Genomic DNA, 25307 nt, shown 5'->3' on the forward strand with positions numbered 1-25307 from the left:
GCCTCTCGGCTCGTTCGGCGGTGACCGGCAGCGCGGCGCCCCGCGGCGGGGTGCCGGTCGCGTCAGACCCCGCCGCGGCAGCCGAGAAGGAGACCGCTGAACGACATGAGCAGTACGCTAGCGACACCTCAGGTCCTCAGACAAGTGAGAATTCCTGTGCGGCGCTCACGACGCGCCCGCGAAGCACGCTGCCCCTGCGACGAGTTGGTGACACCCATGCCCCTCGGACCGGTCCGCCCGAGCCTCCTGGTCGAACAGGCCACCGTCCGGCTGCGCGAGCAGATCACCGACGGCACCTGGCCGGTCGGCGCCCGACTGCCGGGCGAGACCACGCTGGCCAGGGAGCTGGGCGTCGGCCGCTCCACCGTCCGCGAGGCGCTGCGCGCGCTCGCCGGGGCGGGCCTGGTGCGGGCCCGGCAGGGGGCCGGCGTCTTCGTCGTCGCGACCGAACCGGCCGAGGACTGGCCCACCCGGTTGCGCCGGGCCGCGGTGACGGACGTGTACGAGGTGCGGACGGCGGTCGAGGTGCACGCGGCCCGGCTCGCCGCGCACCGCCGTACGCCCGAGGACGTCGCCGCGATCGAGGCGGCGCTGGCCGGCCGCCGGGCCGCGGGGACCGCGGACGACCCGGCCTTCGTCGACGCGGACATCGCCTTCCACGCCGCCGTGGTCGCCGCCGCCCACAACCCCGTGCTGGCCGACCTGTTCGCCCAGTTCCGGCCGGTGCTGCGGGAGGGCCTGATCGAACTGCTGGCGCTGACCGGACTGCGCGCCGACGACCCGGACACCGGCGACGAGGCGCACGAGGCGCTGGTCCGCGCGGTGCGCGAGGGCGACGCGGCGACGGCGGTACGGGTCCTGGAGGCGGAACTGGCGGACCCGTTCGCGGGCTAGGACCGGCGTTCCGTGCCTCGGGCGGCACCGGCCCCTAGGGGACACCGGCCCCTAGGGGACACCGGCACCTCGGGGGACGCCGTCACCCGTTCGGCACGCCCGCGGAATAGGCGGTGCCCGCCGGGGGTTGTCGCCCCCGCAGCAGATGCATGCATGTGCATCGAATCCGAAGGGGCATGTCATGAAGATCGGCATCATCGGCGCGGGCAACATCGGCGGCAACCTCACCCGGCGGCTCACCGCCCTCGGCCACGACGTGTCCGTCGCCAACTCCCGCGGCCCGCACACCCTCACCGACCTGGCCAAGGAGACCGGCGCCACCCCGGTCCCGGTCGAGGAGGCGGCCCGCGGGGCCGCGGTGGTCGTGGTGACCGTCCCGGTGAAGGCCCTGCCCGACCTGCCCGAGGGCCTGCTGGACGGCGCCGCCGGGAACGTCGCCGTGATCGACACCGGCAACTACTACCCGCAGCAGCGCGACGGGCGCATCGACGCCATCGAGGACGAGGGCCTCACCGAGAGCCGCTGGACCGAGCGGCAGATCGGGCACCCGGTGATCAAGGCGTTCAACGGCACGTACGCGCAGGACATCCTCGACCTCCCGCGCCCGGCCGGCGCTGCCGACCGCATCGCGCTCCCGGTCGCGGGCGACGACGGGACGGCCAAGGCCACGGTCCGCGCCCTGATCGACGCGCTCGGCTTCGACACGGTCGACGCCGGCGGCATCGACGACTCCTGGCGCCAGCAGCCGGGCACCCCGGTCTACGGCCTGCGCGCCGGCACGGACGCCGTGACGAAGGCCATCCAGGAAGCCTCCCCGAACCGCACCCCGGACTTCCGCGGCTGACCCCCACGCGCGGACCGCGCCGCTACGGTGGTTCCGGGGGCGCGGCCCGCGGACCGGGGGCGCTGGTGCCGGGCGGGGCGGCCCGCGGACCCGGGGAGGCCAGGATGGGCAGAGACCCGCTGCCGTACATCGACCAGCACGCCACGCACGTCGCCGCCTCGCGGGAGACGACCTGGCGGGCCCTGACGGCCACGGTCGCCACGTCCTTCTCGGGCCGGGGCGCCGCGGCCTACGCCCGCCTGGTCGGCTGCACCGACCGCGCCGAGGCGGGCCCCCGCCCGCCGGCCGAGGGCTCCGTACTGCCGGGCTTCCACGTGGCGAGGGCCGTCCCGCCCCACGAACTCGTCCTCCGCGGCACCCACCGCTTCTCGACCTACCAGTTGGCCTTCTTCCTGGGGTCCAGCGCCCCGGACGGCTGCTCCCTGACGGCGGAGTCCCACGCGACCTTCCCCGGCGTCCACGGCCGGGGGTACCGGATCCTCGTGCTGGGCACGGGTGCGCACGCGGCCGGTCTGCGCCGGTTGCTCGCGGCGGTACGGCGGCACGCCGAACGGGCCGACGGACCGGGGGCGTGAGCGGTCGGGGGGCAGGTGTGGCCGGCGGGCCCGTCAGTCGACGGCGGCCCAGGACTTCAGGGCGGCCTTCGTCTTGAAGTCGGCGACGTCCTTGTCGTGGGGGTCGGAGCTGTACTGGTGGAACGTCCAGTCCGCCTGGATGCGGGGCTTGCCCGCGGTCGTGTAGTCGGCGATCCAGAGGCCGTCGCCCGCGTAGGACGTCTTGTCGATGTCGAGCCAGTAGGTGCGGTTGCAGTAGAGGACGACGCGGTTGTCCGGGCGCTTCTTCTTCAGGAGACGGATGAAGGCGTCCTTCTCCGCGTTGCTCGCGTGGGTGCCGTCGCTGGTGGTCTCCCAGTCGACCGCGAGGAGGTCGCCCGCCTTGTCGGGGGCCTTGGAGAGGAAGTAGTCCGCCTGGTCCGTGAGGTTGCCCGGCCACAGGAAGTGGTAGAAGCCGACGACCAGGCCGGCGTCGCGGCCGTGCTTCGTCTGGGCGGTCAGCTTCGGGTTGACGTACGAACGGCCCTCCGTCGCCTTGATGAAGACGAAGGAGAGGCCGTCCGTGTCGTAGGCCGAGGACTGGTACGCGCTTACGTCGATGCCGTGCAGCATGGGGGACTTGTGCCCCCGAGTCCCCCGGCCGGAACCTGCCGCAGGTCCGGCGGGTGCCGGGGCCCGCGCGCCGATCCGGACGGCGAGCCCCTAGCCGCGCGTGACCACCGAACTCAGCACGGACGCCGACTTGGTGGACCAGTCCGAGGTGATGAGGCTGGCATGGTCGCCGGCCAGCAGGGACAGGCGCGCGGCGACCTCGGCGTCCGTCGGTGCGGTCGAGGAGATCGCCGGGGAGACGGACGCCGCGTCCGTCATGATCAGGATGTAGTGGTTCGTGGAGTAGAACGACGTGTCGTAGCCGTTGTTGACGTACGTCGCCGCGTCACCGTCGAAGAAGACGAACCACGGGCGGATCGAGGCGTCGTAGCGGCTGGTGCGCGGATCGCCGTTCGCGGCGCCGAGCACCGCCGGGAAGGCCTCGGCGGACGAGATGCTGCCCGCCGCGTACAGATCGCGCAGGTGCTCGCCGTACTCCTGGTCGGTCCAGTAGTGGTCGAAGGGGTTCGCCTCCTCCACCGTGCCGGGGATCAGCTCGAAGAGGAACTTGCCCTTGAGGGAGTCCCGCGCGGGCCAGGCGTTCGCCTTGGCGGCCGCGTCGAGCGAGGAGTACGTGGAGCCGAGCAGGTCGGACGGCTTGTAGACGCTGCTGCCCAGCTTCGAGGCGATCAGCGTGTCCAACTCGTCCGGTCCGAGGCCCGCGTTGTTGTTGAAGCCGACCTTCATCTCGACCTTGAAGACGATCGGCGCGTGGTCCGGGTGCAGCTGGTTCCAGGCCGCGATGTTGTCCAGGCAACTGCCCAGGTCCTGGTCGCGGCTCTGGCTGTAGAGCTGCGAAGGGGTGTTCGCGTGCTCGCAGTTGTTGTCGTTGCCGAGCGGGTTGCTGTGGCTCACCCGCCACCGCTTGGTCAGGCTGTCCACGTACACGTCCAGTTCCAGCAGCGAGGCGCCGGAGTCCAACGCCTGGGCGAAGTACGTGTACTTGGACTTGTCGTACGCGTTGTGGGTGCCGATCGCCGTCGTCCCCGCATAGGCGGTCGCATCCGCGTGGGCGCTGCCGGGTAAGGCCAGCAGCATCGCGGCGGCGCCGAGCAGCGCCCCCAGCCGTCTGGCCGCACGAATCATGCGCATGGTCAATTCCCCTTTGTTGTCGCCGAGTTGGCGGCAGCGTAGGAGATGGTGATTACTCTTCGGTAGCCCCAGGAGGAACAGGAGTCACCGGAGCGGGGATCCGTGTCTCGTGCGGGGGGTTCCGGCCCGTGGTCACATTCCGGACGGGGGCTGTCGTCGCGCCGGTGCGGGGGATAGCTTTGGGCGACTCCATATCGCAACGCGGTCTGACGTGTCACGTAACGGAACGCGCGAGCGAGTGGGCCATGGACCCAGCCGGACACGGCCCGCCCCGAACTCACCGACCACGGCGGCGTGTCCGTGGCCTGCCACCGCTACGACGAGCTCGCGGGCGCGACCGCCGGCTGACACCCCGACGGGGGCGGCCGCGCCCTCCGCCGTGCCCGCGGCCGGTCATCGCCCGGCACCGGCGACGTCCTGCCCACCCGCTCGCCCGACGCGCTGGGCCTGACCCTGCGCGAACCGTTCGGCGTGGTCGGCGCGATCATCCCGTGGAACGCGCCCGGACCGATGACCGTCTTCAACACCGCCGCGCCGATCGCCGCCGGCAACACGGTCGTCCTCAAGCCCGCAGAGGACGCCCCGCTGACCGCCCTCTACCTGGCCCGCCTCGGCCTGGAGGCGGGCCTGCCGCCGGGGGGTCCTCAACGTCGTCACCGGTCTCGGTGCCGAGGCCGGCGCGGCGCTGCCCGCGCACCCCGGCATCCGCAAGATGACGTTCACCGGCTCACCGGCCACCGGCACCGCCGTGATGGAGGCGTGCGCCCGCAACCTGATCCCGCTCCAGCTGGAACTCGGCGGCAAGTCCCCGCAGATCGTGCTGCCCGACGCCGACCTCGCGAAGGCGGTCCCGGCGATCGTGCGGAGCATCATCCTCAACAGCGGCCAGGTCTGCGCCGCGGGCTCCCGGGTCCTCGTCCACTCCTCGCTGCACGACCGCCTGGTGTCCGCCCTCGCCGACGCCTTCCGCGCGGTCCGCGTCGGCCGGTGGGACGAGCCCGTCGACATGGGCCCGCTGATCAACGCCCGCCAGCAGGCCCGGGTCCTCGACTACCTGCGGATCGGCCGGGAGGAGGGCGCCGAGATCGTGACCGGCGGCGGAAAGCTCAGCGGGGAGGCGTACGATCGCGGCTTCTTCGTGGAGCCGACGATCTTCGACCGGGTGGCGCCCCCTTCGGCGGCTACCGGCACAGTGGCTTCGGCCGTTCGATGGGCCCGGACTACCTGGAGGACTGGACCCAGGTGAAGGCGGTGGTCCGCGGCCGTCACCGGCGCTGGTGCGTCCTGTCGCCGTCACCGGCCGTCGTGCGACCCGTCGCCGTCGCCGTCACCGGCCGTCGTGCGACCCGTCGCCGTCGCCGTCACCGGCCGGATCGCGGGGCGGGCCCGCGCCGGACGGTCGTCAGCACTCGATGATGTTCACGGCCAGCCCGCCCCGGGCCGTCTCCTTGTACTTGACCGACATGTCCGCGCCGGTCTCCTTCATCGTCTTGATGACCTTGTCGAGGGAGACCATGTGGGAACCGTCGCCGCGCATCGCCATCCTGGCGGCCGTGACGGCCTTCACCGCCGCCATGCCGTTGCGCTCGATGCACGGGATCTGGACCAGGCCGCCGACCGGGTCGCAGGTCAGGCCCAGGTTGTGCTCCATGCCGATCTCGGCGGCGTTCTCCACCTGCTCCGGCGTGCCACCGAACACCTCCGCGAGGGCGCCCGCCGCCATCGAGCAGGCGGAGCCGACCTCGCCCTGGCAGCCGACCTCGGCGCCGGAGATGGAGGCGTTCTCCTTGAACAGCATGCCGATCGCGCCCGCGGCCAGCAGGAAGCGGACCACGCCGTCCTCGTCGGCGCCCGGCACGAAGTCCATGTAGTAGTGCAGGACCGCGGGGATGATCCCGGCCGCGCCGTTGGTCGGGGCGGTGACCACGCGGCCGCCCGCCGCGTTCTCCTCGTTGACCGCCATGGCGTAGAGCGTGATCCACTCCATCGCGTGCGCCAGCGGATCGCCCTCGGCGCGCAGCTGCCGCGCGGTCATCGCCGCGCGTCGGCGCACCCGGAGGCCGCCCGGCAGGATGCCCTCGCGGGACAGGCCGCGCGAGACGCACGCCTGCATCACGCGCCAGATGTCCAGCAGGCCGGAGCGGATCTCCTCCTCGGTGCGCCAGGCCCGCTCGTTCTCCAGCATCAGGGAGGAGATGGACAGGCCGGTGTCCTTGGTCAGCCGCAGCAACTCGTCACCGGTGCGGAAGGGGTACTTCAGCACGGTGTCGTCCAGCTTGATGCGGTCCGCGCCGACCGCGTCCTCGTCGACGACGAAGCCGCCGCCCACCGAGTAGTACGTCTTCGACAGCAGCTCCGCGCCCGTGGCGTCGTACGCCCACAGGGTCATGCCGTTGGCGTGGTACGGCAGCGCCTTGCGGCGGTGCAGCTTCAGGTGGGTGTCGTAGGAGAAGGCGATGCCGTGTTCGCCGAGCAGGCGCAGGCGGCCCGACTGCCGGATCGTCTCCACGCGCTCGTCGGCGTTCTCCACGTCCACCGTGCGCGGCGACTCGCCCTCCAGGCCGAGCAGCACCGCCTTGGGCGTGCCGTGGCCGTGGCCGGTGGCGCCGAGCGAGCCGTACAGCTCCGTGCGCACGGAGGCGACGGAGGAGAGCAGGCCCTCGTTGCGCAGCCGGCGGGCGAACATGCGCGCCGCGCGCATCGGGCCGACCGTGTGGGAGCTGGACGGGCCGATGCCGATCGAGAACAGGTCGAAGACCGAGATGGCCACGGTGACTCCTGAGGGGCGAGATGAGGGTGGTGCGGGGTGCCGCGGTTGCCGCGGGGTGACGCGGACGCGGGCACCTCGCCCGTCTTCCAGTGTGCGCGGTGCCGGTCGGGCGGGGTGCGCGATGCCGTCCGGGCGGGGAGTGGTGCCGCCCGGACGGGGTGCCGTCCGGGCGCAGGTGCCGTCCGGACGGGGGTGGCGCCGCGGGGGTCCGGGCGGACCCCCGCGGCACCGGCCTGCTACTTGCCCAGGCCGGGGTAGAGCGGGTGCTTGTCGGCCAGGGCCTTGACCCGGGCCTTCAGCGCCTCGGCCTCGTACGACGGCTTCAGCGTCTCGGCGATGACGTCCGCGACCTCGGCGAAGTCCTCGGCGGTGAAGCCGCGGGTGGCGAGGGCGGGCGTGCCGATGCGCAGACCCGAGGTGACCATCGGCGGGCGCGGGTCGTTCGGGACGGCGTTGCGGTTGACCGTGATGCCGACCTCGTGGAGGCGGTCCTCGGCCTGCTGGCCGTCGAGCGCGGACTCGCGCAGGTCGACCAGGATCAGGTGCACGTCCGTGCCGCCGGACAGCACGTTCACGCCGGCCTCGCGGGCGTCGGGCGCGGTGAGCCGCTCGGCGAGGATGCGGGCGCCGTCCAGCGTGCGCTGCTGGCGCTCCTTGAACTCCGCCGAGGCGGCGACCTTGAAGGAGACCGCCTTGGCCGCGATCACGTGCTCCAGGGGGCCGCCCTGGAAGCCCGGGAAGACCGACGAGTTCAGCTTCTTCGCGAAGGCCTGCTTGGCCAGGATGATGCCGCCGCGGGGGCCGCCCAGCGTCTTGTGGGTGGTCGAGGTGACGACATCGGCGTACGGCACCGGGTTGGGGTGCAGCCCGGCCGCGACCAGGCCCGCGAAGTGGGCCATGTCGACCCACAGGTACGCCTCGACCTCGTCGGCGATCCGGCGGAACTCGGCGAAGTCGAGCCGGCGGGGGTACGCCGACCAGCCCGCGATGATCACCTTGGGGCGGTGCTCCTTGGCGAGCCGCTCGACCTCGGCCATGTCGACCAGGCCGGTCTCGGTGTCGACGTGGTACGGGACGACCTGGAACTGCTTGCCCGAGAAGTTCAGCCGCATCCCGTGGGTGAGGTGGCCGCCGTGCGCGAGGTCCAGGCCCAGGATGGTGTCGCCGGGCTGGGCCAGCGCGAACAGCGCGGCCTGGTTGGCGGAGGCGCCGGAGTGCGGCTGCACGTTGGCGTACTCGGCGCCGAACAGCTCCTTGACCCGCTCGATCGCGATCCGCTCGGCCACGTCGACGTGCTCGCAGCCGCCGTAGTAGCGGCGCCCGGGGTAGCCCTCGGCGTACTTGTTGGTGAGGACGGTGCCCTGGGCCTCCATGACCGCGACCGGAGCGAAGTTCTCCGAGGCGATCATCTCCAGGGTGGACTGCTGGCGCTCCAGCTCGGCGTCGACCGCGGCGGCGATGTCGGGGTCGAGCTCGTGCAGCGGCGTGTTCAGAAGCGACATTCGGGTACGACTCCTCAGCCCGCGATGAAGGCGGTGTACTCGTCGGCGGAGAGCAGGTCGCCCGGCTCGGCCGAGACCCGCACCTTGAACAGCCAACCGCCCTCGAACGGGGCCGAGTTGACGAGGGACGGGTCGTTGACGACGTCCTCGTTCACCTCGGTGACCTCGCCGTCGACGGGGGCGTACAGGTCGGAGACCGACTTGGTGGACTCCAGCTCGCCGCAGGACTCGCCCGCGGTCACGCTGTCACCGACCTCCGGGAGCTGGACGAAGACCACGTCGCCGAGCGCGTTGGCCGCGTGCTCGGTGATGCCGACCGTGGAGACGCCGTCCTCGCCGGCCGTCAGCCACTCGTGTTCCTTGCTGTAGCGCAGGTGCTGGGGGTTGCTCATGTCGTGAATTCTCCTGTACGCGGGGAGGTGGTCATGAAGGGGGAGCGCCGGGAACGCCGTTGATCAGTGGTGACGCGGACGTCCGAGCAGCGGCGATCTGGTCCTCGGCGGTGGCTTGCGGGGCTTGCGCGCAGGTCCGCCCGTGGCGCCCGCGCACTGGTCCGGCGGGGCGCTTCGGGGACGCCGGCGCGCGGCGCGGGCGGCTACTTCTGCCGCTTGTAGAAGGGCAGCGCCACGACCTCGTACGGCTCGTGGCTGCCGCGGATGTCCACGCCGACGCCCGCCGTGCCCGGGGCCGCGTGGGCCGCGTCGACGTACGCCATCGCGATCGGCTTGCCCAGGGTGGGGGAGGGGGCGCCGGAGGTGACCTCGCCGATCACCGCGCCGCCGGCCACGACCGGGTAGCCGGCGCGCGGGACGCGGCGGCCCTCGGCGATCAGGCCGACGAGCACCCGCGGGGGGTTCTGCTCGGCGCGCGCGGCGGCCTCGGTGAGCGCCTCGCGCCCCACGAAGTCGCCCTCCTTGGCGAACTTCACGACCCGGCCGAGCCCGGCGTCGAACGGGGTCAGCTCCGTCGTCAGCTCGTGCCCGTACAGCGGCATCCCCGCCTCCAGGCGCAGGGTGTCGCGGCAGGACAGCCCGCAGGGGACGAGGCCGGCCTCGTGGCCCGCGTCGGTCAGCGCCTGCCAGAGCTTCTCCGCGTCGGCGGGGGCGACGAACAGCTCGAAGCCGTCCTCGCCGGTGTAGCCGGTGCGGGCGATGAGCGCGCTCACCCCGGCCACCGTGCCGGGCAGGCCCGCGTAGTACTTCAGGCCGTCGAGGTCGGCGTCGGTGAGGGAGGCGAGGATGCCGGGGGAGGCGGGGCCCTGGATCGCGAGCAGGGCGTACGCGTCGCGGTCGTCGCGGACCTCGGCGTCGAAGCCGGCGGCGCGCCCGGTCAGCGCGTCGAGGACGACCTGCGCGTTGGAGGCGTTGGCGACGACCATGTACTCGGTCTCCGCGAGCCGGTAGACGATCAGGTCGTCGAGGATGCCGCCGTCGGCGCGGCAGATCATGGTGTAGCGGGCCCGGCCGACGCCCACGGACGCGATGTCGCCGACGAGGGCGTGGTTGAGCAGCGCGGCGGCGTCGGGGCCGGTGACGGTGATCTCGCCCATGTGCGAGAGGTCGAAGAGACCGGCCTTCGTGCGGACGGCGTTGTGCTCGTCGCGCTCGGAGCCGTAGCGCAGCGGCATGTCCCAGCCGGCGAAGTCGGTCATGGTGGCGCCCAGCGAGCGATGCAGCGCATCGAGCGCGGTACGGCGCTGCTCGGCGGGTTCGGTACTGCTCATCGGCTTTGTCTCCCAGGCATGACAGCGGGCGAGGTCGTTCCTCCCCATCTGTCATCGGAACCTGAGAGGTTCGCCATGACCACCGGACTCCGGACGAGTCGCAGGTCATGGCTTGCACCTTGGGTGGGGCCGCCGGGGCGGCCCGCTTTTCAGATGTGCCTCGCCCGCGCGGTAACGGGGCCTGAGAGATTCAAGGGAGGGACTTGCTCCTTCGGCGTCCCGCGAGCGCTTCACAAAGCGCCGCTGGGAACTCTCCCGCGCGGATTCAAGCGGCCGGTATGCAGTTGGCGCGCACATCATTGCACGCCGGGTCGGGGGATGGGGGCGGGTGGGTGCGGCCGTCGGCCCGGACCGGCCGCACCGGTCGAGATTACCTTCTCTTTACTTTTCATGGGGATAAGACCTCCATGGCCAAGGAACACCCATGGGATGGCCAAGGGGAGGGGGCGGTGAAGATGGACGACACCATCACACCGGACGAGCGGTGCGGGCGGTACGAGCGGTACGAGCGGTGCGGGCCGGACGAGCGGTGCGGGCGGTACGAGCCGTGCGAGGCGGCGGCCGGGAGGCGTGAGGCGGCGGCCGGGACGGGGGAGACGGCGGACGTGACGCGGGAGGTTCCCGCGGGAGGCGTCCGCGACCTGCGCGCCCGACCGGACGCCGAAGCGGACGCCCACGCCGCCGACCGCCCCCGCGCCCTCCTGTTCGGCCCCCGCGATCTCGTCGTGGTCACCGGCCTGCCCGGCAGCGGCAAGTCGACCCTCATGCGCCGCGCGGTCCGCGGCCCCCGCGTCGACTCCCAGGACGCCCGGGACCGCTGGCGCCGCCGCCTGCCCCGCTCGCTGCCGTACGCCCTCTACCGCCCCCTGGTCCGCCTCGCGCACTACGCCGCGCTGGCCCGCGCGCTGCGTACCGGCGCGGGCCTGGTCGTGCACGACTGCGGTACGCGCAGCTGGGTGCGCGCCTGGCTGTCCCGCGCGGCCCGGCGCCGCGGCGGCGCGCTCCATCTGCTGCTGCTCGACGTCGCCCCGGACACCGCGCTCGCGGGCCAGCGCTCCCGTGGCCGGGGCGTGTCGCGGTACGCCTTCCGCCGCCACCGCCGCTGTACGGCCCGGCTGCTGAGCGCCGTGGAGCGGGGCGGCCCGCCGCGCGGCTGCGGCTCCGCGGTGCTGCTCGACCGGGCCGCGGCCGACGCGCTCGGCCGGGTGGGCTTCACCTGCGGGGGCGCCGTGTCACAGGCACCCGCTAGCCTTTCGGTCTCAGCAGTGGTTCCCAGCAGGCGGTAGAGCAGATGGACTTCCCGGCGGCGGACTTTCCCGCGGAGTACCCGGCGCAGACGCACCCCCACCCGCACAGCGGTTGGCCAGGCAACGAACTGGAGGAGGTGCTCTCCGCCTCCCTCGGCATCCCCACGGCCGGCGCCAGGATCGTCGAGGTCCTCGGCCGCAGCTTCCTGTGGATCCCGCTGCCCGGCGGCGGCGGTCCGCACAGCGGCCCGCTCGACCTGCCCACCCTGGAGATCGCCGGCCAGGCGTTCGTGCCGGTGTTCAGCTCGGAGGAGCAGTTCCGGCAGGTCGTCGGCTCCCACATGTCGTTCACCATCGCGCCCGCGGTGGAGTTCGCGCGCGGGCTGCCCGCCCAGGTGGGGCTCGCGATCAATCCGGACGGCGTGGTCGGCGTACCGCTGCCGCCGGAGGCGGTCGCGGAGGTCGCGCGGGCCGGTCGCACCGTCCTCGACGGGCCGGCCGCCGGTGGCCGGGTGCGCCTGTTCGAGCCGGACTGGCAGGACGACCCGGTCGACTTCCTCGCCGTGGCCGCCGCGGAGTTCGCGGCGACCGGCGTGGTGCTCACCGCGCGGCGCTGCCTGGCCGCGATCGAGACCGCCGATCCGGTGATGTTCATCGGCGTCGAACTCACCCAGTGGGAGGGCGAGTTGCGCGAGCAGCCGCTCGACGCGCTGGGCCGGGCGCTGGGCCAGGTCCCGGTGCCCTGGCGGGTCAACCTGGTGCTGCTGGACGTGGCGCAGGATCCGGTGGGCGAGTGGATGCGCGAACACGTGCGGCCCTTCTACCAGTACGGGGCCTGAACCCCGGGCCTGGGCGACCCCGGTCCCGGGCCCACCCCGGGCCCATCGGGTCGTCCCCCCGGGGGCCTGTGAGCCCGGGGTCGCTCGCCCCGCGGGCCCGGTGGGTGCCGGATCGGTTCGTCGGTGGCCGTCCGCGGCCGTGTGGGGGCTGGGCGCGCAGTTCCCCGCGCCCCTGAGGGTGTGGGGCTCGACGCGTGCTTCCGAAGGGCGGCCTGAACCCCGGGCGCCCATGGGTCCGGGGCCCCGGCGTCCCGCGGGCCCGGTGGGTGTCGCATCCGTTCGGTGGCCGTCCGCGGCCGTGTGGGGGCTGGGCGCGCAGTTCCCCGCGCCCCTGAGGGGCCCGGGCGCGGGGCGAGCCCTCGCCCAGGTCCGCCCCGAGGGACGTTTCCGGGCCAATCGGCTCGGCCGGAGACGAACCCGCGCCCAGTGGCGGACACGCGAGAGGCCCCGACCCCCCAGGCGCTTAAAGTGGTTCCATAACCGGGGCAACTCCAAGAAGGGGCGGTACAGGTGAGCGCCAGCGGCACCGCGACCGGACAGGTCGAGCACATGCTGCGCCAGGTGACCCCCGGGCGCTACGACGCCTACGAGGCGTTGCTGCGCGCCCTCGCGACGCCCGCCTCCGGCCAGGTCTGGATGCTGCTCTGGCACGGACAGTCCGGCTCCCCCGACGCCCAGTACGGGAACATGGAGGTCGCGGGCCACGGCTACGCCCCGTGCGTGACCTCGGCGCAGGAGCTGTCGGCCAGCGGCTGGAACCGCTCGTACGAGGTGGTGGACGGCCTCGACGTCGCCCGCACCCTCTACCCCGACCACTTCGGCCTCTGGCTCAACCCGCACGCCCCGGGCGGCGGCGTGGGCATCCCCTGGCTCGATCTGCGCCGCATCGCCACCGGCCTGGACCGTCAGCCCGCCGGACCGCTGCGGCTCTCCGAGCCGGGCATCGAGATCCCGCAGTTCTACGCCCTGCTCACGCAGAACGCGCACCGCACCCCGGCGGTCAGGGCGCTGCGCCGGGCCTGGGTGCAGCCGGCCCTCGGGGCGCCGTACCTCGCCATCGGTCTCGACGTGTACGACACCTCGCCGCCGGCCGTCGACTCGGTGCGCGCGATGATGCAGCAGTCGATCGGCGCGGTGCCGGACGGGCTGCCGGTGTCGACCGTCGCGATGTCCGACGAGTACGACCCCGTGGTGATGTGGCTGCGCGCGAACGCGCGCCCGTTCTACGACCGCGAGGCCCACGCGGCCCCCGCTCCGGCGGCCGGTTACGGTTACCCACCGGCCCGCGGCAATTACTGAGCGCATACCACGGTGGGGCGTACATCGGTACCCCATCCCCGGATTCCCGCAGGATCCGCACACCGAGAGCACTTCTGCGCGCGTAGATTTCGGGCAGAGAGCCCGATCGGAGATCAATTTCCGGTGTGTCCGAATTGCTTCCCGTCCGAGGGCCGTTACCCACTGTTCGGATAACGGAATCCCCCTGAGTGCATCACGGTTGCGCATCCATTCCCCGTCAGCACTGGCGGCTGATCACAAGCGCACTGAAGACTCCCCACTCAGACACGGACTCTGCGTTCCGTGATCTAGGTAAGTCGACAAACCCGCACACAGCGGCAGTTGCAAGCCGGTCACCACCGGCGAGAGGGGTCGGGTCAACGTGACCGCACCGATCGAGACCACCGGAGCCGCATCCGATGCGCAGCCGGAGGCTGTGCTGGAGGGCGCCGGCAAGGGGCAGATCGAGGGTCGTTCCCTTGGACAGATCGCCTGGACCCGATTCAAGAAGGACCGAGTCGCCGTCGCCGGCGCCGTCATCGTCATCCTGCTGATCCTGGTCGCGGTGCTGTCCCGTCCGATCCAGTCCCTCCTGGGCCTGGACCCGAACGCTTTCCACCAGGACCTGATCGACGCCAACACCTCGCTGCCGAAGGGTTCCTGGGGCGGCATGAGCTGGTCCCACCCGCTCGGTGTGGACCCGAAGTTCGGCCGTGACATCGCCACCCGCATCCTCGAGGGCTCCTGGGTCTCCCTGGTGGTCGCCTTCGGTGCCACGGTGCTGTCGAACGTGATCGGCGCCATCCTCGGCGTCGTCGCGGGCTACTACGGCGGCCGGGTCGACTCGGTCATCAGCCGGCTGATGGACACCTTCCTGGCGTTCCCGCTGCTGCTGTTCGCGATCGCCATCTCGGCCACCCTCCAGGGCGGCGCGTTCGGCCTCAACGGCCTGCCGCTGCACCTGAGCGTGCTGATCTTCGTCATCGGCTTCTTCAACTGGCCCTACCTGGGCCGTATCGTGCGAGGCCAGACGCTCGCCCTGCGAGAGCGCGAGTTCGTCGACGCCTCGCGCGGCATGGGCGCCAAGGCCCCGTACATCCTGTTCCGGGAGCTCATGCCCAACCTGGTCGGTCCGATCATCGTCTACTCGACGCTGCTGATCCCGACCAACATCCTCTTCGAGGCCTCGCTGAGCTTCCTCGGCGTCGGCATCCAGCCCCCGCAGGCCTCCTGGGGCGGCATGCTCCGGGAAGCGGTCACGTACTACCAGGTCGACCCCCAGTACATGATCGTGCCCGGCCTCGCCATCTTCGTGACCGTCCTGGCGTTCAACCTGCTGGGCGACGGTCTCCGCGATGCTCTCGACCCGCGCAGCCGTTGACGTCTGCTCACACCTCACCGAGAGCCCGAAAAGTTTCCGACAATGGAGGGGAACCCGCCCATCATGCGTAGGTCAGCGCTGGCCGTAATAGCGGCCATCGGAAGTGCGAGTCTGCTGGTCGCAGGCTGCAGCAAGGCAGATGACAGCAAGGACGACACCGGCACCAAGTCCGCCGGTGCCAACGCCGCGACCAAGGGCATCGTCAACGCCTCCGACAAGAAGGGCGGCACGCTCACCTACGAGCTGTCCGACGTGCCGGACTCGTTCGACCCCGGCAACACGTACTACGCGTACATGTACAACTTCAGCCGGCTGTACGCCCGCCCGCTGATGACGTTCGAGCCCGGCGCCGGCACGAAGGGCAACACCCTCGTCCCGGACCTCGCCGCGAGCAAGGGTGTCTCCAGCGACGGCGGCAAGACCTGGACGTACAAGCTGCGTTCGGGCCTGAAGTACCAGGACGGCTCGTCGATCACCTCGGCGGACGTCAAGTACGCCGTGGAGCGCTCGAACTTCTCGCGTGACGTCCTGTCGCTCGGTCCCAACTACTTCCAGCAGCTGCTCGTCGGCGGCGACAAGTACAAGGGCCCGTACAAGGACAAGAAGGGCCTCGACTCGATCGAGACCCCGGACGCGACCACGATCGTCTTCCACCTGAAGCAGGCCTTCCAGGAGTTCGACTACCTGGTCGCCGCCCCGCAGACGGCCCCGGTCCCGCAGTCCAAGGACAACGGCGTCGACTACGTCAAGAACATCGTGTCCTCGGGCTCGTACCAGTTCCAGAGCTACTCCGAGGGCAAGCAGGCCGTCCTCGTGCGCAACAAGAACTGGGACGCGAGCACGGACCCGCTGCGCAAGCAGCTGCCGGACAAGATCGTCGTCAACCTGAAGGTCAACCCGGACACGATCGACAAGGACGTCCTCGCGGGCGACGCGATCGACCTCGCCGGCTCGGGTGTCCAGGCCGCCACGCAGGCCCAGGTCCTCACCGACGCCTCGAAGAAGGCCAACACGGACAACACCTACGGTGGCCGTCTCGTCTACATGGCGATCAACACCAAGGTGAAGCCGTTCAACAACGTGGCCTGCCGCAAGGCCGTCGAGTACGCGATCGACAAGGTCTCGGTGCAGACCGCCGAGGGCGGCCCGATCCGCGGTGACGTCGCCTCCACGGTGCTGCCCCCGGACATCACGGGCTACGAGAAGTCGGACGTCTACGCGACCGACGGCAACAAGGGTGACGTCACCAAGGCCAAGGACCAGCTGAAGGCCTGCGGCAAGACGACGATCAACACCAACATCACCGCGCGCAGCGACCGTCCCACCGAGGTCGACGCCGCCACGGCGATCATCAACTCGCTCAAGAAGGTCGGCATCAACGCGACCCTCAAGCAGTACCCGTCGGGCAAGTACTTCACCGACTACGCGGGTGTCCCGAAGTTCACCGAGAAGCAGAACGTCGGCCTGATCATGATGCAGTGGGGTGCCGACTGGCCCTCCGGCTACGGCTTCCTGCAGCAGATCCTGAACGGCAAGGCCATCGGCGCCTCGGGTAACACCAACCTGTCGCAGTACAACAACTCGAAGGTCAACGACATGCTGTCGACCTCGATCGCCACCTCCGGCGACGACGCTCGTAACAGCATCTACGCCCAGATCGACAAGCAGACCATGGACGACGCGGTCATCGTGCCGCTCACCTACTTCAAGGTTCTGCTGGCCCGCCCGAAGGCCACCAACCTGGTGTCCACGGCGGCCTTCAGCGGCGAGTACGACTACCTCAACATCGGCGTCGCGTCGAAGTAGCAGCCCCGGAAGGCAGGTGAAGGCATTGGTGCCCGCGGGTCTCACGGCCCGCGGGCGCCAGCGCCGATCCCCGTGATCTCGTACATCCTCCGTCGGACGCTTGCAGCGGTGATCCTGCTGCTCGTCGTCTCCGCGGTCACCTTCGCGATCTTCTTCGTGCTTCCCCGGTTGGCCGGCCAGACCGCCGACCAGCTGGCACAGCAGTACATCGGCAAGAGCCCGTCGAAGGCAGACATCGCCGCGGTCAAGCACAACCTCGGTCTGGACCAGCCCGTCTACGTCCAGTACTGGCACTTCATCAAGGGGATCGTCACCGGCGCCACCTACGACCTCGGCCCCACCACGGCGCACTGCTCCGCGCCGTGCTTCGGTTACTCCTTCAAGACCCACCAGGCCGTCTGGCCGCAGCTGACCTCCCGGATGCCGGTGACCCTGTCGCTGGCCGCGGGTGCCGCCGTGCTGTGGCTGGTCTCCGGTGTGGTCATCGGCGTGATCTCCGCCCTGAAGCCGCGCTCGGTCTTCGACCGCACCTTCATGGGCGTCGCGCTCGCCGGCGTCTCGCTGCCCATGTTCTTCACGGGCAACCTGGCGATCCTCCTCTTCACGTACACGTGGCCGGTCTTCGGCCGCACCTACGTGCCGCTCACCGAGAACCCGGCGCAGTGGGCCAACACCCTCTTCCCCGCCTGGTGCTCCCTCGCCCTGCTGTACTCCGCCATCTACGCGCGGCTCACCCGCTCGGGCATGCTGGAGACCATGAACGAGGACTACATCCGCACGGCCCGCGCCAAGGGTCTGCGGGAGAGCAAGGTCGTGGTCCGGCACGGACTGCGCGCCGCGCTCACCCCGATCATCACCGTCTTCGGCATGGACCTCGGTCTGCTGCTCGGCGGTGCCGTCATCACCGAGACGGTGTTCTCGCTGCACGGTGTAGGCCAGTACGCGGTGCAGGCCATCGACGACAACGACCTGCCCCCGATCCTCGGCGTGACCCTGCTCGCCGCCTTCTTCGTCGTGATCGCAAATCTCCTGGTGGACCTGCTCTACGCGGCCGCCGACCCGCGGGTGAGGCTCTCGTGACCGAACTCAACAAGACCGGCGCGGCCGTGGGCGAGCCCACCGCCGCCCACCGGCCCGAAGCCTTCCTCGAGGTCCGCGACCTCAAGGTGCACTTCCCGACCGACGACGGCATCGTCAAGTCGGTGGACGGCCTCAGCTTCTCGCTGGAGAAGGGCAAGACCCTCGCCATCGTGGGTGAGTCCGGCTCCGGCAAGTCCGTCACCTCGCTGGCCGTCATGGGTCTGCACCGGCTCGGCGCGCGCGGCAAGAACGTGCGCATGGGCGGTGAGATCTGGCTGGACGGCAAGGAGCTCGTGAACGCCTCGCCCGACGAGGTGCGCCGGCTCCGTGGCCGCGAGATGGCGATGATCTTCCAGGACCCGCTGTCCGCGATGCACCCGTACTACAAGATCGGCGACCAGATCGTCGAGGCGTACCGGGTCCACAACAACGTCAGCAAGAAGGTCGCCCGCAAGCGCGCCATCGAGATGCTCGACCGGGTCGGCATCCCCGAGCCCGCCAAGCGTGTCGACGGCTACCCGCACGAGTTCTCCGGCGGTATGCGCCAGCGCGCCATGATCGCCATGGCGCTGGTGAACAACCCCGAGCTGCTCATCGCGGACGAGCCGACCACCGCGCTCGACGTGACCGTGCAGGCGCAGATCCTCGACCTGATCCGTGACCTCCAGAAGGAGTTCGGCTCCGCGGTCATCATGATCACGCACGACCTCGGCGTGGTCGCCGAGATCGCCGACGACGTCCTCGTGATGTACGGCGGCCGCTGCGTGGAGCGCGGTCCGGCGGACGAGGTCTTCGAGCAGCCGCAGCACCCCTACACCTGGGGTCTGCTCGGCTCGATGCCGCGGATCGACCGTGAGACCTCGGAACGGCTCATCCCGGTCAAGGGCTCGCCGCCCAGCCTCATCAACGTCCCTTCGGGCTGTGCCTTCCACCCGCGCTGCCCGTACGCGGACCTTCCCAAGGGGAACGTCACCCGCACGGTGCGCCCCGAGCTGCAGCAGGTCGACGGCGGGCACTTCTCCGCCTGCCACCTCTCGCCCGAGGACCGTACGCGGATCTGGACCGAAGAGATTGCGCCGAAGCTGTGAGTGAGACCAACAAGACGGAAAGCGCCCCCGAGGCCGCGATCCCGCACCAGGCGTCGGCCCCCGGCGAGCGTGAGGTGCTGCTGAAGGTCGAAGGCCTGCAGAAGCACTTCCCGATCAAGAAGGGCATCCTGCAGCGCCAGGTCGCGGCCGTGAAGGCCGTCGACGGCATCGACTTCGAGGTGCGCAAGGGCGAGACCCTCGGCGTCGTCGGCGAGTCGGGCTGCGGCAAGTCGACCATGGGCCGGGTCATCACCCGCCTCCAGGACCCGACGGGCGGCTCGATCCACTTCGAGGGCCAGGACATCACCAAGCTGTCCACCGGGAAGATGCGCCCGCTCCGGCGGGACATCCAGATGATCTTCCAGGACCCGTACGGCTCCCTGAACCCCCGTCACACCATCGGCTCGATCGTCTCGGCGCCCTTCCGGCTCCAGGGCGTGGAGCCCGAGGGCGGGGTCAAGAAGGAGGTCCAGCGGCTGCTGGAGCTCGTCGGCCTGAGCCCCGAGCACTACAACCGCTACCCGCACGAGTTCTCCGGCGGTCAGCGCCAGCGCATCGGCATCGCCCGCGCGCTCGCCCTGAAGCCGAAGCTGGTCGTGGCGGACGAGCCGGTCTCCGCGCTGGACGTGTCGATCCAGGCGCAGGTCGTGAACCTGATGGACGACCTCCAGCAGGAACTCGGCCTGACCTACGTGATCATCGCGCACGACCTCTCGGTCGTCCGTCACGTGTCGGACCGGGTCGCGGTGATGTACCTGGGCAAGATCGTCGAGTTCGCGGACAGCTCCAAGCTGTACGAGAGCCCGATGCACCCGTACACCAAGGCCCTGATGTCGGCCGTGCCGGTGCCGGACCCCAAGCGCCGTGGCCAGAAGAACGAGCGCATCCTGCTCCGCGGCGACGTGCCCTCGCCGATCGCCCCGCCGTCCGGCTGCCGGTTCCACACCCGGTGCTGGAAGGCGACGCAGATCTGCAAGACGACCGAGCCGCCGCTCCTCGAGCTGCGTCCCGGTCAGCGCGTGGCCTGCCACCACCCGGAGAACTTCGCCGACCAGGCGCCGCAGGACGTCGTCCTGCTGTCCGCGGCGAAGGAGGCGGTGGATCTGGTGGGTTCGGCCGTCCTCGCCGAGGAGGCGAAGCAGGCCCAGGCGTCCGCCGCGGCCGAGACCGCCTCCGAGGAGCCGGCCGCGGCCGCCGAGGAGACGGTGACTGCCGAGGAGACGGTGTCCGCTGAGGAGACGGTGTCCGCCGAGGAGACCGTGGCCGAAAACCAGGAGTCAACCGACAAGTAGGTCATGACGACTTGGTAAAGTCATGAACATGCCGTAACGGGAGAGCGCAGAGTCCCCCGTGTCCGTCTGATCGATCCGGTCAATGCGAACACGCTCGAAGGGACGACTCATGGCACTCTCCCGTTCGGCACGTCTGGGCGCCGTCGCCACCGCGGCGGCGTCCTTCTTCGCCATAGCCGCGGCCTCCGCCCCCACCCCGGGCGCCGACGGCATCGGTGACAGCTATTTCCCGCAACTGGGCAACGGCGGCTTCGACGCCCGCCATTACGACCTCTCCGTCGCCTACGACCCCACCACGGGCCGGCTCGACGGCCGCACCACCCTGACCGCCCGCGCCACCCAGAGCCTGTCGTCGTTCGATCTGGACCTCCAGAAGCTGGAGGTCACCCGGGTCGAGGTGAACGGCAGAGCGGCCGCGTTCACCCGCAGCGGCGACGAACTGCGCATCACCCCCCGCGGCGCCCTGGCCAAGGGCCGCGACTTCACCGTCTCCGTGACCTACGGCGGCGTACCCGAACCGCTCTCCGGGCCGATCGTCTTCGGCTCCCAGTACGGCTGGATGAAGACCGACGACGGCGTCTTCGTGGCCTGCGAGCCCAACGCGGCCTCCACCTGGTTCCCCTCCAGCGACCACCCGTCGGACAAGGCCACGTACGACATCCGGATCAAGGCGCCCGCGGGGCTGACCGCCGTCTCCAACGGCCGGCTCGTCTCCACCCGGGACCACGGCGGCTCTACGTACACCCACTGGCGCGAGAGCCGGCCGATGGCCACGTATCTCGCCACCGCCACCATCGGCACGTTCGACGTGAAGACCGGGACCACCCCCGGTGGCACCCCGATCTACGTCGCGATCGACCCGACGCTCGCGAACAGCAACGCCGTCGACGTGTACGCCGTCACCGCCGCCGCCACCGACTACTGGTCGCAGGTCTTCGGGCCGTACCCGTTCGAGGAGACCGGCGCGATCGTCGACGACATGCCCGAGGCCGGCTTCTCCCTCGAAGTGCAGTCCAAGCCCGCCTACTCGGCCGTGCGCAGCGAGTCCACGATCGTGCACGAGCTCGCCCACCAGTGGTTCGGGGACTCGGTGTCGGTCGCGCACTGGAAGGACATCTGGCTCAACGAGGGCTTCGCGACCTACGCCCAGTGGCTGTGGGCCGAGCACCAGGGCACCCGCAGCGCGCACGACTCGTTCCTCGCCGCCTACAACGCCCGGGCCGCCGACAACTCCTTCTGGCAGACCGAGCCCGGCGACCCGCAGCGCGACACCATGTTCGCCTCCGCCGTCTACCAGCGCGGGGCGATGACGCTCCAGATGCTGCGCGAGCGGATCGGCGACACGGCGTTCTTCAAGCTGCTGCCGGCCTGGACCAAGCTGCACCGCTACGGCAACGCGGACACCGCCGACTTCGTCAAGCTCGCGGAGAAGGTCAGCGGGCAGCAGCTGGACGACCTGTTCACCACCTGGCTGTTCACCCCGGGGAAACCCGCCATCTAGGGTCTTCCCCCAGGATCAACCCTTGCATTGCAAGGTGCACGCCAGTTTCTGAGTAAGAATGTCAGGGTGCAGTTCCATCAGTTCTTCAGTCCCTCCGTCCAGCACACGCTCGATGTCGTCGGCATCTTCGTGTTCGCCATCTCCGGCGCGCTGCTGGCCGTCCGCAAGAACTTCGACGTGTTCGGCATCGCCGTGCTCGCCGAGGTCACCGCGCTGGGCGGAGGGCTGATCCGCGACGTGATCATCGGGGCCGTCCCGCCGGCCGCCTTCACCGACCTCGGGTACTTCGTCACCCCGCTCCTCGCCGCGCTGCTGGTGTTCTTCCTGCACCCGCACGTGGAGCGGATCCAGGTCGGGGTCAACGTCTTCGACGCGGCCGGCCTCGGCCTGTTCTGCGTCACCGGCACGACGAAAGCGTACGACTACGGGCTCGGCCTCACCGCGTCGGCGTGTCTCGGCCTCGCCACCGCGGTCGGCGGCGGCGTGCTGCGGGACGTGCTCGCCAACGAGACTCCCTCGCTGCTGCGCTGGGACCGCGATCTGTACGCGGTCCCGGCGATCGTCGGCGCCACGATGGTGGTGCTGTGCATCCGCTACGACGCCCTGACCCCGCTCACCAGCGGCTTCGCCGTGATCACCGCCTTTGTGCTGCGGCTGCTCGCGATGCGGTTCCACTGGCGAGCGCCGCGTGCCTGGAACCGCCGTTCGACGGTGCGGGAGGAGTAGCCGAGGAGCCGGCCCCGCTTCCGGGCCGGGCCCGGTCGAGGCCCGCCGTCTCCGGACGCGCGGCCTCGGGGTTCGCGCCCGGCGCCCGGCTGAGTCCCATCTGCACGGTGAGCCAGTGGAACACCGGCACGAACTGCGGCCGCCACAGCGCCATGGTGTGGCCGCCGGCGCTGGTCGGCACGAACACCACGTGCACGGTGGTCGGGGCCTTGGCGAACCGCTCCAGGGCCACCCCGGCCTCGTAGCCGTCGTGCGGCTGGCCGGAGACGTAGAGCGCGAGCTGCGGGGGAGCGGTGGCCCGCCGCAGCAGGGTCAGCGGGTTGTTCGCGGCGCGCAGCGCGGGGCTCTGCGCGGCGAGCGAGGTCCGTTCGGCGATCGGGTCGTTGTAGCCGGACATGCCGACGGCGGCCCGGTAGCGGTTGGGGTGGGCGACGGCGAGCTTGACGGCACAGTGCGCGCCCGCCGAGTAGCCGGCCACCGCCCAGCCCCTGGGGGCGGTCTGGACCCGGAAGTTGTCCGTCACCATCTTGGGGACGTCCACGCTGAGCCAGGTGTCGGCGTTCACCGTGCCGGGGATGTTGGCGCAGCCGGTGTCGACCCCGGCCAGCAGATTGGTGCGCGGCGCCACCAGGACGAACGGCGCGATCCGGCCGTCGCGCATCAGGGCCGCCAGCTGCTCGTGCGCCCGCAGCGCGCCGAACCACGCCTTGGCGGAGCCCGGGTAGCCCGACAGCAGCTCGACGACCGGGAAGCGGTGGTGGCGGTAGCGGGGCTCGCGGTACTGCGGCGGCAGCCAGACGTAGACCTCGGCGTTCACGCCCGAGACCCGCCCCTTGACCTGGGTGACCTGGACCCCGCCCGCGTCGCGCATCCCCGGGCCGGCGGCCGGCGTGAAGGTCTGGCGCACCCGGGGAAGCCGCTGGAGCGCTATGCCGCCGGTGCCGTCGGCGCCGAGGTCCGCGGCCTGCTGCACATGGTCACCGGTGCCGAGCAGGTCCGCCCAGTTGTCGTAGAGGTTGTTCTGGTCGTTGACGAGAGCGAAGACCAGGGCGACCGCGGTGCCCTGGGCGAACAGCAGCATCAGCGTCCGCGCGACGAGCCGCACCGCCCGGGGCCCGCGCACCCGCGACCACGACACGAGCGGAAACAGCAGCGCGACCGCGGACAGCACGATCAGGGTGAAGAGGAACGGAGTCCCGGTGAGGCTCATGTCCCCATAGAGGGTGACGAGGGGGCCCCGGTTGTGGACGAGTCCGGACACTTACCGAGAAATTGCCGTGATCTCACCCAGGAGGCGGTGTCGGCGTCCGCATTCGGCCAAAGCTACCGCTTAGTAATGCAATGTTGTACGGTTCATTCATGGCAGATGCAGTTACCGCGCCGCCGGCCGGACGGGCCACGATCGGCGACAGTGAGTTCGACCGCGACAGCGCGCTCGTCCCGCGCGAGACCGGTGTATACGACATCGACCTCCCCGCGGGCTGGACGATCTTCGGCGCCGTCAACGGCGGCTTCCTGCTCGCCGTGCTCGGCCGGGCCCTCGGTGACGCGCTGCCGCACCCCGACCCGTTCACCGTCTCGGCGCACTATCTGACGGCCTCCCGGCCCGGACCCGCCGTCGTGCGCACCCAGACCGTACGCGCCGGCCGCACCCTCTCCACCGGCCAGGCGTCCCTCTTCCAGTACGACGACGAGGGCCGCGAGGTCGAGCGCATCCGCGTCCTCGCCTCCTACGGCGACCTCGGCGCCCTCTCCGACGACGTCCGTACGACGGCGAAGCCGCCCGCCTTCCCGCCGATGGAGCGCTGCCTGGGGCCCGAGGACGGCCCGGCGCCCGACGACACCTCCGCCATCGCCGGCCGGCTGATGCTGAAGCTGGACCCCGCCACCCTCGGCTGGGCGCTCGGCGCACCCTCCGGCAAGGGCGAGATGCGGGCCTGGTTCGGCCTCGCGGACGGCCGGGACCCGGACCCGCTGTCGCTGCTGCTCGCGGTGGACGCGCTGCCGCCCACCGCCTTCGAGCTCGGCGTGTCCGGCTGGGTCCCCACGGTCGAGCTGACCGTCCACGTCCGCTGCCGCCCCGCCCCCGGCCCGCTCCGGGTGTCGATCACCACCCGCAACCTGGCCGGCGGTTTCCTGGAGGAGGACGCGGAGGTCTGGGACAGCACGGACCGCCTGGTCGCCCAGTCCCGCCAGCTGGCGCGGGTCGCGTCCGCCGGGTTCGGGGGCTGAGGGCGCGCCCGTTTTTGGGGCGCGGGGAACTGCGCGATCAGCCACGACGGGCTCGCGCCCGCGCGGACTGTGCGGTGTGTCCGGCTGCGGGCCGGTGGGCCCGTTCGCGCAGTTCTCCGCGCCCCGGGGGGCTTCTCGGACCCGTTCAGTCGTGGGGCAGGGGGCTGCGGCCCAGCCAGGCCGCCAGCCGGCCGTGGGCGTCGGCGCCTTCGGGGGCGGGGCGGGCCGTGTCGAACGGGGTGTCCGCGTCCCGTTCCGGCTCCGGCAGCACCCGCCGGGCCACCGCGAGCGCGAACTCGGCCGGTTCCGGGTCGAGTTCCGTCGGCCGGCCGAGCGCCTCGGCCAGATCCCAGGTGTGCGTGACCAGTTCCATCACATAGCCCGCCAGCGCCTGGCCTCCCGGCACCTCGCCCCAGGGCACCTTCACCGGCTCGGCCAGCCGCGCGTCCGACGCCCAGGCCGCGAGCACCCTCTCCCGGACCTCCTCGTACGCGTCGCTCCAGCCGTCGTCCGCGACCCCGTCGGCGAACGGCCGTACCGCGAGCCCGTCGCCGCCCTCGCCGACCACCGCGATGCGCAGGGTGCCGCCGACGACATGGCTCAGCAGCGTGCGCACGTCGAACTCGGCGCAGGGCGTGGGCCCGGCCAGCTGCTCCGGCCGCACGGTCGCGATCAGCGCCGCCGCCTGCTCGGTGGCACGGGCGTACAGCGGGCGGGGGTCGATGGTCTCCATGGCGGGCCTTCCCGTCTCGGGTTCCGGCCGCGGCGGGCGCCGCGGTTCCTGCACCACAGGCTGGACCCATAACC

General features: G+C 71.3%; 22 protein-coding genes, 2 pseudogenes and 2 riboswitches. Of the genes and pseudogenes, 16 read left to right on the plus strand and 8 right to left on the minus strand.

Features of this window, described 5'->3' with window-relative positions; genetic code table 11:
- Window positions 1–216 precede the first annotated feature (216 nt).
- The 3 genes from WN71_RS10245 (at window position 217) to WN71_RS10255 (ending at window position 2313) form a co-directional block, all read left to right on the plus strand.
- On the plus strand, window positions 217–894 hold the full coding sequence (locus WN71_RS10245; protein WP_046582556.1) for a FadR/GntR family transcriptional regulator: 678 nt from the start codon (window positions 217–219) through the stop codon (window positions 892–894).
- Between the two features lie 181 nt (window positions 895–1075).
- On the plus strand, window positions 1076–1738 hold the full coding sequence (locus tag WN71_RS10250; protein WP_046582558.1) for an NADPH-dependent F420 reductase: 663 nt from the start codon (window positions 1076–1078) through the stop codon (window positions 1736–1738).
- Between the two features lie 104 nt (window positions 1739–1842).
- Entirely contained in the window at window positions 1843–2313 is a 471-nt protein-coding gene (locus WN71_RS10255; protein WP_046582560.1) for a hypothetical protein, read from the plus strand.
- Between the two features lie 33 nt (window positions 2314–2346).
- Here WN71_RS10255 and WN71_RS10260 read toward each other — a convergent pair whose 3' ends face one another.
- On the minus strand, window positions 2347–2904 hold the full coding sequence (locus WN71_RS10260; protein WP_046582562.1) for a GH25 family lysozyme: 558 nt from the start codon (window positions 2902–2904) through the stop codon (window positions 2347–2349).
- A gap of 90 nt (window positions 2905–2994) precedes the next feature.
- Window positions 2995–4026 (minus strand): phosphatidylinositol-specific phospholipase C domain-containing protein, encoded by a 1032-nt coding sequence (locus WN71_RS10265; RefSeq protein WP_420856487.1) that lies wholly within the window; start codon window positions 4024–4026, stop codon window positions 2995–2997.
- 423 nt (window positions 4027–4449) lie between these two features.
- Between WN71_RS10265 and WN71_RS43430 the strand changes: the two are divergent.
- Both WN71_RS43430 and WN71_RS39685 read left to right on the plus strand, forming a co-directional pair.
- Window positions 4450–4656 (plus strand): annotated as a pseudogene (locus WN71_RS43430) (aldehyde dehydrogenase family protein); the annotation flags it as partial.
- A gap of 25 nt (window positions 4657–4681) precedes the next feature.
- A pseudogene (locus WN71_RS39685) lies at window positions 4682–5281 on the plus strand (aldehyde dehydrogenase family protein); the annotation flags it as partial.
- Between the two features lie 156 nt (window positions 5282–5437).
- Here the strand turns inward: WN71_RS39685 and WN71_RS10275 are convergent.
- The 4 genes from WN71_RS10275 to gcvT all read right to left on the minus strand — a co-directional run bounded on the left by WN71_RS10275 (window position 5438) and on the right by gcvT (window position 10030).
- Window positions 5438–6805, minus strand: coding sequence for an L-serine ammonia-lyase (locus WN71_RS10275; RefSeq protein ID WP_046582565.1), 1368 nt, complete (start codon window positions 6803–6805; stop codon window positions 5438–5440).
- 236 nt (window positions 6806–7041) lie between these two features.
- On the minus strand, window positions 7042–8307 hold the full coding sequence (gene glyA / locus WN71_RS10280) for a serine hydroxymethyltransferase (RefSeq protein WP_046582567.1): 1266 nt from the start codon (window positions 8305–8307) through the stop codon (window positions 7042–7044).
- Between the two features lie 14 nt (window positions 8308–8321).
- Window positions 8322–8699 (minus strand): glycine cleavage system protein GcvH, encoded by a 378-nt coding sequence (gcvH, locus tag WN71_RS10285; RefSeq protein ID WP_046582569.1) that lies wholly within the window; start codon window positions 8697–8699, stop codon window positions 8322–8324.
- 203 nt (window positions 8700–8902) lie between these two features.
- Window positions 8903–10030, minus strand: a complete 1128-nt coding sequence (gene gcvT, locus WN71_RS10290; RefSeq protein ID WP_046582570.1) for a glycine cleavage system aminomethyltransferase GcvT — start codon at window positions 10028–10030, stop codon at window positions 8903–8905.
- A gap of 38 nt (window positions 10031–10068) precedes the next feature.
- Window positions 10069–10189, minus strand: a riboswitch (glycine riboswitch).
- Window positions 10190–10298, minus strand: a riboswitch (glycine riboswitch).
- A 187-nt stretch (window positions 10299–10485) separates the two neighbouring features.
- Between gcvT and WN71_RS10295 the strand changes: the two genes are divergently transcribed.
- From WN71_RS10295 to WN71_RS10340, 10 genes are all read left to right on the plus strand, one after another.
- Window positions 10486–11316: an AAA family ATPase gene (locus WN71_RS10295; RefSeq protein ID WP_240529623.1), complete on the plus strand. Its 831-nt coding sequence runs from the start codon at window positions 10486–10488 to the stop codon at window positions 11314–11316.
- A 5-nt stretch (window positions 11317–11321) separates the two neighbouring features.
- Window positions 11322–12116: an enhanced serine sensitivity protein SseB gene (locus WN71_RS10300; protein ID WP_046582572.1), complete on the plus strand. Its 795-nt coding sequence runs from the start codon at window positions 11322–11324 to the stop codon at window positions 12114–12116.
- A gap of 510 nt (window positions 12117–12626) precedes the next feature.
- Window positions 12627–13415, plus strand: coding sequence for an enhanced serine sensitivity protein SseB C-terminal domain-containing protein (locus WN71_RS10305; RefSeq protein ID WP_046582574.1), 789 nt, complete (start codon window positions 12627–12629; stop codon window positions 13413–13415).
- A 361-nt stretch (window positions 13416–13776) separates the two neighbouring features.
- On the plus strand, window positions 13777–14775 hold the full coding sequence (locus tag WN71_RS10310; RefSeq protein WP_046582576.1) for an ABC transporter permease: 999 nt from the start codon (window positions 13777–13779) through the stop codon (window positions 14773–14775).
- A gap of 63 nt (window positions 14776–14838) precedes the next feature.
- On the plus strand, window positions 14839–16581 hold the full coding sequence (locus tag WN71_RS10315) for an ABC transporter substrate-binding protein (RefSeq protein ID WP_240529624.1): 1743 nt from the start codon (window positions 14839–14841) through the stop codon (window positions 16579–16581).
- 72 nt (window positions 16582–16653) lie between these two features.
- Entirely contained in the window at window positions 16654–17661 is a 1008-nt protein-coding gene (locus WN71_RS10320) for an ABC transporter permease (RefSeq protein ID WP_046582580.1), read from the plus strand.
- Window positions 17658–18749, plus strand: a complete 1092-nt coding sequence (locus tag WN71_RS10325; protein WP_046582582.1) for an ABC transporter ATP-binding protein — start codon at window positions 17658–17660, stop codon at window positions 18747–18749. Before WN71_RS10320 ends, WN71_RS10325 begins: the two co-directional genes overlap by 4 nt.
- Window positions 18746–20041, plus strand: a complete 1296-nt coding sequence (locus WN71_RS10330) for an ABC transporter ATP-binding protein (RefSeq protein WP_046582584.1) — start codon at window positions 18746–18748, stop codon at window positions 20039–20041. The genes WN71_RS10325 and WN71_RS10330 overlap by 4 nt, the downstream gene beginning before the upstream one ends.
- A 109-nt stretch (window positions 20042–20150) precedes the next feature.
- Window positions 20151–21542, plus strand: coding sequence for a M1 family metallopeptidase (locus WN71_RS10335; protein WP_046582586.1), 1392 nt, complete (start codon window positions 20151–20153; stop codon window positions 21540–21542).
- 66 nt (window positions 21543–21608) lie between these two features.
- Window positions 21609–22268, plus strand: a complete 660-nt coding sequence (locus WN71_RS10340; protein WP_046582590.1) for a trimeric intracellular cation channel family protein — start codon at window positions 21609–21611, stop codon at window positions 22266–22268.
- Here the strand turns inward: WN71_RS10340 and WN71_RS10345 are convergent.
- Window positions 22177–23478, minus strand: a complete 1302-nt coding sequence (locus WN71_RS10345; RefSeq protein ID WP_046582667.1) for an alpha/beta hydrolase — start codon at window positions 23476–23478, stop codon at window positions 22177–22179. The genes WN71_RS10340 and WN71_RS10345 overlap by 92 nt on opposite strands.
- A gap of 149 nt (window positions 23479–23627) precedes the next feature.
- On the opposite strand from WN71_RS10345, the gene WN71_RS10350 reads away from it, so the two are divergent.
- On the plus strand, window positions 23628–24500 hold the full coding sequence (locus WN71_RS10350) for a thioesterase family protein (protein WP_046582592.1): 873 nt from the start codon (window positions 23628–23630) through the stop codon (window positions 24498–24500).
- 145 nt (window positions 24501–24645) lie between these two features.
- Here the strand turns inward: WN71_RS10350 and WN71_RS10355 are convergent, their stop codons facing one another.
- Window positions 24646–25233 carry a TIGR03086 family metal-binding protein gene (locus tag WN71_RS10355; RefSeq protein WP_046582595.1) on the minus strand — a complete coding sequence of 196 codons (588 nt, stop codon included), beginning with the start codon at window positions 25231–25233 and terminating at the stop codon, window positions 24646–24648.
- Window positions 25234–25307: the final 74 nt, after the last annotated feature.

The sequence above is a fragment of the Streptomyces mangrovisoli genome (assembly GCF_000974985.2).
GTDB classification, from domain to species: domain Bacteria; phylum Actinomycetota; class Actinomycetes; order Streptomycetales; family Streptomycetaceae; genus Streptomyces; species Streptomyces mangrovisoli.